This window comes from Nonomuraea sp. NPDC049784 (assembly GCF_040659615.1).
Classification (GTDB): Bacteria; Actinomycetota; Actinomycetes; order Streptosporangiales; family Streptosporangiaceae; genus Nonomuraea.
In genome coordinates, this window is the sequence record NZ_JBFAMX010000641.1 from 1 (window position 1) to 5,743 (window position 5,743).

Genomic DNA, 5,743 nt, shown 5'->3' on the forward strand with positions numbered 1-5,743 from the left:
CTGAGCGGGAACATGTTCTCGACCGCGAACGCGACATCCGTCTCATCACGCATCCTGGCCAGACCCGTCTCAGCCGGGGCTCGGGAACCGCGTCATGGGTACGGCGCAGCGCCGCCTCCATGTTGCGGGTCACCGGCCCAGTCACCAGCAGGGCGTCCGCATGCCGCGGCGAAGCCACCAGCCGCGCGCCGTACCTCTCGGCGTCATACACCGGGCCGAACGCCGAGGCGATCTCCACCTCGCACCCGTTGCACGACCCCGCGTCCACATGCCTGATCTGCACCGATCCGCCAAGCTCCGCCGCCTTCGCCGACGGCTCACCCTCTTCGCGGACGGGCGCGGGCTCGGCCACCCGGCCCGCCTGCACGATCTTCCGCCACAACCCCATCGTTGCCTCTCCACCGCTCACCAGCCAAGACCCAGACGATCAGCAGAAGATCACCCGGGTCGGGGGTGATTCGGTGGCTGCCGCAGCCAGACCATCAGCCCGGCCGGCAGATCCCGGTGCGGGCGGTGGCCGATGGCTGCCAGGTCGGCGCGGCCGAGCAGCGGTGCGCGCAGGCGGGCCCAGCCCGCCGAGACGAACGTGTTCACGCGATGCGGCTCCCGGGCTCATCCTGCAGCAGCTCGCTAAGCAGCTCGCTTTGTCCCGCCAGCTTCTCGCTCAGCAGCTCGCGCGCGGCCCGCAGCAGGCCGGCCACCCGGCCACCAGCCAGCGCGTACACCACGGTGGCACCTTCGCGCTGCGCGGTCACCATGCTCGAGCGGCGCAGCACCGCCAGATGCTGTGACAGCCCGGTCGGCTCCACCTCGATCGCGGCCAACAGCTCCCGCACCGACATCGGCCCATCCTGCAGCAGCTCCAGCACCCGGATCCGCACCGGATGGCCCAGCAGGCGGAACAGCTCGGCCTTCGCCTCATACAGCGGCACCGACATCACGCCACATCCTCCCCCGCCGGACCCGCGCCGCCGGCCTCAGGCACCGCCGCCTCGATAGTCCCCTCGATGCTCACCGCGTGAGCAGCGGCAAGCCGCCGCACGTCCTCCCATTCGCCCTCGGCCACCAAGACCGCATGGGCATCCCCGTCCCGGCGGGCAGCCCGCAAAGCCTGCCAGGCCACCTGCGCCCGCTCCCGTACGGCCGCGGCAAATGCCGTGCTCACGTCACCCCTGCTTCCATCGGCGCCGACACACTCACGTCAGGTATCAATTGAGCAATTACGATTCTTCGCAATTACGATAGCGCATGAGGGTGGGCGTACGTCCCTCCTGCACGGTGCTGACGATCGGTGGCCACATCACCTGGCCCGACACCGACCAAGGGACGCATCGTCCTGGCCGGCCTCTCCCACTGCGGCGCACCCTCGACCGCGCAGGCCTGCTGGGCTATCTGGAGCAACACCCCACCCTCGGCCAGGCCCACGCGCTCCAGTCAGCCCGACGGTGGCACGAACGCTGACACTTTCCTCGACCCCGGCCATCCCTGCCAGTAACAGCAGCGATGGCGCGGCAAGTCGCCTTCACATGGTTCGCCGATTTGTGGGCTACGGGGGTTGAGCAGCATACGAACGAAAAGTCGCGTTAGACGGCCCTCAGGACTCGGGTAAGTGTGGATGACCGTTCCGGCGCGCTTGACCTGCGGAATCATGCAGTTCAGGGGCTCGCCTGAGCTGTTTGCGGATCACGATTTGATCTTGCGCCTGGTCCGCGTTGGTGGATGAGTTCTACTTTCTGGGCCCATGCCGGTTGAGTTCTTGAGCGATGATGTAGCGGCCGCCTACGGCCGCTACATAGAGGCACCGACGCGGGCCGAGCTGGAGAAGATGTTCTTCCTCGACGACGCGGACCGGAAGCTGATCGGGCGCCGCCGTGGCGATCAGCACCGGCTCGGGTTCGCCCTGCAACTGACCACGGCCCGGTTCGTGGGCCGGTTCCTGCCGGACCCGCTGGAGGTCCCGGCCGAGGTGATCGACTACCTGGCCGATCAGCTCGGCGTGGCGGACGTTTCGCAGATCAAGCAGTACAACGAGCGGCGCCAGACGCAGTTCGACCATCAGGACGAGATCAAGAAGGCGTACGGGCTGCGGGAGTTCTCGGCGGTGGAGGCGGAGTTCACCGCGTGGGTGGATGCGCGGGCGTGGAACACCGGGGACGGCAAGAAGAGCATCTTCGTCGACGGGGTGAGCTGGCCGCGCACCAACAAGGTGTTGCTGCCGGGGGTGACCACGCTGACCCGGCTGATCGCGCGGGTGCGTGATGAGGTGACCGAGCGGCTGCATGACACGCTGTACGGGATCTTGTCGCCGCGGCAGCGGGCGATCTTGGCCCGGCTGCTGGAGGTGCCGGAGGGGGCGCGATCGTCGGATCTGGAGCGCTGGCGCAAGGGCCCGTCGGTGCCCTCAGGCCGGAACATGGAAAAGGCGCTGGAGCGCGCCGGCGAGATTCTCAGCGTCGGCCTGGGCGCGATGGAGCTGCCGCCGGGAGTGCCGCACCGGCGGATGGTGGATCTGGCCCGGTACGGGATGACCGCCACGGCGACCACGCTGCGCCGGCACGGCCCCTCGCGTCAGCTGGCCACGTTGCTGGCCACGGTCATCTACCTGGAGGGCAAGTCGGTCGACGACTGCCTGGACCTGCTCGATCTGCTGATGACCACCGAGCTGATCGGCAAGGCCGAGACCGCCACCGACAAGGAGCGCGCCCGCCAGCACCCCAAGCTCGCCCGGCATTCGGCCACGCTCGCCGTCGCGGTGGAGACACTGCTGGAGGTCACCGAGTACGGCGAGGAACTGCGGCTGGAACAGGTGTGGGAGGCCATCGACGCGATCGTCCCGCGCCGGGAACTGAAGGAGGCGGTGGCTGCGGTGACCGGCATGGTGCCGCCGCCGGACGCCGACGCCGACGGGCACATGCGCGCCCTGCTGGCCGAGCGGATCGCCACCGTATCGGGGTTCCTCAAGACGCTGACCACGGTGATCGAGTTCGGCGCGAACGCCGAAGCGCAGCGGGTGCTGGCGGCGATGAAGACGCTGCCGCGCCTGCTGGATGGCCGCAAGAAGAAGGTGACCGAGGACGACATCGACGTTGTGCTGGTGAGCGGGTCATGGAAGCGCCTGGTGTTCCGGGCCGGATCGCACGGCAGCACGGTGGACAAGAACGCCTACACCATGTGCGTGCTGACCCAGTTCCACCGCCACCTCAAGCGGCGCGACGTCTACGCTGAGGCCTCGGCCCGCTGGCGAGACCCGCGCGGCCAACTGCTGGACGGCGCGGACTGGGCGGCGGCCAAGGGGCCGGCGCTGACGGACCTGCAGCTGCCGGAGCATCCGGAGACGCTGCTGGCCGAGCACGCGCTGGTGCTGCACTTGGCGTTGCGGGATGTGGCCGCCCGGCTCGGCACCGACGGCGTCGACGTCACCGTCGATGAGGAGGGGCGGCTGCACGTGGCCAGGCTGAAGGCCATGCCCGAGCCGCCGTCGCTGGTGGACCTGCGCAAGCGAGTGGCCGCCATGCTGCCCCGGGTAGACCTGCCCGAACTGCTGCTGGAGGTGATGGGCCGCGTCCCGGCGTTCGAGGCGGCCTTCACCTCGGTACCGCGGCGCCCAAGCCAACGACCACTGGCTCCACCACCGCGCCGCCGCTCTCAACCTCCGCCGCCTGGTCAACCTGGGACTCGGCTACCTCAGCAACACGTGGATTCTCACTGCCACCCACCAAGATCTTCAGGACACTCCTAGTGTCCTGAGTCAGTAATTCGCCGACAATATGAGGCGAGGGCGTCGAGGATCTCTTCGGCGGTCTTGGTCCAGACGAAAGGCTTGGGGTCGTCATTCCAGGACGCGATCCAGGCGCGGATGTCCTTCTCCAGCGCTTGGACCGTCTTGTGGACGCCGCGTCGTAGCTGCTTGGTCGTCAATTCGGCGAACCAGCGTTCCACCAGGTTCAGCCAGGATGAGCCGGTCGGGGTGAAGTGCAGGTGGAAGCGCGGGTGCGCCAGCAACCAGCGTTTGATCGCGGGCGTCTTGTGCGTGGCGTAGTTGTCGCAGATCAAATGGACATCAAGCTCGGCCGGGACCTCCTTGTCCACCTTGATCAGGAATTTCTTGAACTCCACCGCGCGATGTCTGCGATGCAGAGCGCCGATCACCTTGCCCGAGATCACGTCCAGAGCCGCGAACAACGTGGTGGTGCCGGCCCGGACATAGTCATGGGTGGCCCGCTCGGGCACACCGGGCATCATCGGCAGCACTGGCTGCGAGCGATCCAGCGCCTGGATCTGCGACTTCTCATCGACGCATAAGACCAGCGCCCGCTCCGGCGGATCCAGATACAGACCGACCACGTCATGCACCTTCTCCACGAAAAACGGATCGGCTGACAGCTTGAACGTCTCCGAGCGATGCGGCTGCAGGCCAAAGGCTCGCCAGACGCGTGACACCGTCGACTGCGACAGGCCCACCTGTTTGGCCATGGACCGCGTCGACCAGTGCGTGGCGTTGGCGGGCTTGGTCTCCAAGGTGCGCGCGATCAGCTCCGCCACCTGCTCATCGCTCACCGTCCGGGGCCGGCCCGGACGCGGCTCGTCGGCCAAGCCCGCCAGCCGGTCAGCCAGGAAGCGCCGACGCCACTTCGAGACCGTCTCGCGCGATACCCCGACCTCCTCCGCCACCACCTTGGTGGACACGGGCAAGTCGTCCTCGCCGATCGCATCACACGCCAGGATCAGCCGGGCCCGTAACGCCATGTCCTGGGCGCCCTTGCGTCGCCGTACCCACCGCTCAAGCTCAGCCCGCTCACCATCGGTCAGATGCAGCGGCTCGACCTTCGGTCCCGGACGTCCCATAGCCAAGAACCATAGACGAATTACTGACTCAGGACACTAGCAGCGGTGGCCACGCCGACCACGGCGGGGCGCGGTGATCCCGAATGGCAGTCCTGGCGGAGTGAGTTTACCTCGGAGGAAATTAGCAGGAAACAAAAAGACATTTACGGCTATGTACACTCCACGCCGATGCTGATCATCTTGGTCCGATCAGCGCGCGCTCAGGGAGGTACTGTGCGGTTCCCCCGAAGATCTGCGACCTGTGTCGGCGTCGCCCTTGCCGCGGCTCTGCTGACCCCCGGAGCGGCCCACGCCGCGGCTGGGCCTGCCCGAACGTCCGCGACGCCGCCGACCTCCGGGGCCGTCAGCGCGCGGAGCGCACCGGCGACGGTCACCTTGATCACCGGTGACAAGGTGACGGTGACTCCCGGGACCGCCGGAGCGGCTCCCGAGGTGAAAGTCACGCGAGCGCCCGGCGCGACGGGCTCGGTGCGCGTCACCACCGAGGGCCGGGACACCTACGTGTACCCCGAGGAGGCCCTCGCCTACGTCGCGGCCGGCCGGCTCGACAAGCAGCTCTTCGATGTGACCCAGTTGATATCCGAAGGCTACGACGACGGGCACGCCTCCGAACTCCCGCTGATCCTCACCCAGGCCAAGGCCACGGCCGCCCCCACGACCGGCGCCGGGCTGCCGGGCACCGAGACCACGATGAGGCTTCCCGCCGTCCACGGTGCGGCGGTCCGTACCCGCCGGTCGAAGGCCGGCGCCTTCTGGTCGGCCCTCACCGGCGGGGCCGGACACGCTGCGGAGGCCCCCTTCACCGCCGGCGTCGACAAGGTGTGGCTCGACGGCAAGGCGCGGGCGGACCTGACCGAGACGACGGCGCAGATCGGCGCCCCCGCCGTCTGGTCCGCCG

General features: G+C 68.3%; 5 protein-coding genes and 2 pseudogenes. 2 read left to right on the plus strand and 5 right to left on the minus strand.

Annotation, left to right across the window (positions count from 1 at the left end; all coding sequences use genetic code 11):
- From AB0J09_RS54395 to AB0J09_RS54410, 4 genes are all read right to left on the minus strand, one after another.
- On the minus strand, positions 1-388 hold a 388-nt coding region (locus tag AB0J09_RS54395), incomplete at its 3' end, for a hypothetical protein (protein WP_360710118.1).
- A 50-nt stretch (positions 389-438) separates the two neighbouring features.
- Positions 439-594 carry a hypothetical protein gene (locus AB0J09_RS54400; protein ID WP_360710120.1) on the minus strand — a complete coding sequence of 52 codons (156 nt, stop codon included), beginning with the start codon at positions 592-594 and terminating at the stop codon, positions 439-441.
- Positions 591-938: a metalloregulator ArsR/SmtB family transcription factor gene (locus AB0J09_RS54405; protein ID WP_360710122.1), complete on the minus strand. Its 348-nt coding sequence runs from the start codon at positions 936-938 to the stop codon at positions 591-593. The genes AB0J09_RS54400 and AB0J09_RS54405 overlap by 4 nt, the downstream gene beginning before the upstream one ends.
- On the minus strand, positions 938-1,165 hold the full coding sequence (locus tag AB0J09_RS54410; protein WP_360710123.1) for a hypothetical protein: 228 nt from the start codon (positions 1,163-1,165) through the stop codon (positions 938-940). Before AB0J09_RS54410 ends, AB0J09_RS54405 begins: the two co-directional genes overlap by 1 nt.
- A gap of 576 nt (positions 1,166-1,741) precedes the next feature.
- On the opposite strand from AB0J09_RS54410, the pseudogene AB0J09_RS54415 reads away from it, so the two are divergent.
- A pseudogene (locus AB0J09_RS54415) lies at positions 1,742-2,242 on the plus strand (DUF4158 domain-containing protein); the annotation flags it as partial.
- A 1,493-nt stretch (positions 2,243-3,735) separates the two neighbouring features.
- Here AB0J09_RS54415 and AB0J09_RS54420 read toward each other — a convergent pair.
- Positions 3,736-4,845, minus strand: coding sequence for an IS630 family transposase (locus AB0J09_RS54420; RefSeq protein ID WP_360710125.1), 1,110 nt, complete (start codon positions 4,843-4,845; stop codon positions 3,736-3,738).
- 399 nt (positions 4,846-5,244) lie between these two features.
- Here AB0J09_RS54420 and AB0J09_RS54425 point away from each other — a divergent pair.
- Positions 5,245-5,743, plus strand: a pseudogene (locus AB0J09_RS54425) (hypothetical protein); the annotation flags it as partial.